The organism is Brevibacillus sp. NRRL NRS-603, assembly GCF_003013445.1.
GTDB classification, from domain to species: Bacteria; Bacillota; Bacilli; order Brevibacillales; family Brevibacillaceae; genus Brevibacillus; species Brevibacillus formosus.
Window position 1 is genome coordinate 1 of the sequence record NZ_PXZN01000186.1, and the last position, 1,082, is coordinate 1,082.

The 1,082-nt window shown below is 50.5% G+C and carries 2 protein-coding genes; one reads left to right on the forward strand and one right to left on the reverse strand.

The annotated features are described in order from the left end of the window. On the forward strand, nt 1-291 hold a 291-nt coding region (locus C7R94_RS29810; RefSeq protein WP_146142873.1), incomplete at its 5' end, for a C40 family peptidase. 150 nt (nt 292-441) lie between these two features. Here C7R94_RS29810 and C7R94_RS29815 read toward each other — a convergent pair. After that, on the reverse strand, nt 442-1,082 hold a 641-nt coding region (locus C7R94_RS29815; protein WP_199197987.1), incomplete at its 5' end, for an IlvD/Edd family dehydratase.

A 1,082-nucleotide genomic window follows, 5' to 3' on the forward strand; every position in this document is an offset into this window, starting at 1 on the left:
TCTTCCTTTACACAACGCGTATTTAAAGTCGCAGTCGGCAAGAGCTTGCCACGTTCTTCTCGCGATCAAGCCAAGAAAGGAACCAGTGTGTCCAAGGCCAACCTGAAAAAGGGAGACTTGGTGTTCTTCAAGGCGAGTACGACGACGACGTCCAAACGGATTACACACGTGGCGATTTATGCAGGCAACAATAAACTCTTACATACATATGGAAAACCAGGAGTGACGTATTCGACCTTTAAAGGCACGTCCTGGGAGAAGCGCTTCGTTTCGGCACGACGAGTCTTGTAATCTACTCGTCTGGCTCTCTACTTACTAATACGTTTCGTAACGAAATTTGTTGCGAGAACGAGGAATGCAAATCTTGTAAAAAAACGAAAGCCCTTGCCTTGTGGAGTCTCCCACAAAGACAAGGGCTTTGATCTGTTTGCTAGCAGCGTGCTAGATTTTCAAAATACCACCCATGCTCGCATTCGTTACCAGCTTGGAGTAACGAGCCAGATAGCCTGTTTTTACTTTCGGCTCGAATTCTTTCCAGCCTTCTTTGCGGCGAGCCAGCTCGGCTTCATCCACATGCAGCTGGATCGTGCGCTCCTCCAGGTCAATTGAGATAATATCTCCGTCCTGTACGAAGGCAATTGGACCGCCTTCTGCGGCTTCAGGAGACACGTGACCGATACTGATCCCGCGAGAAGCACCGGAGAAGCGTCCGTCTGTAACGAGAGCGACTTCTTTACCAAGGCCCATACCCACGATTTGCGAGGTTGGAGCAAGCATTTCTGGCATGCCTGGTCCGCCCTTAGGACCTTCATAGCGGATAACGACAACATGACCAGATTTGATTTTGCCAGCAGCGATTCCTGCCAGAGCCTCCTCTTGGGAGTCGAAGCAGATGGCTGGACCTTCGTGCTTTTTAATAGAAGGATCGACACCGCCTGTTTTGATGATCGAGCCTTGCTCTGCCAGGTTGCCGAACAGAACAGCGAGACCGCCGGAAGCGCTGTACGGGTTGTCCAGGCGACGAATGACTTGATCGTTTTTGATTTCAGCATGAGCGATGTTTTCGCCAAGGGTTTTGCCCG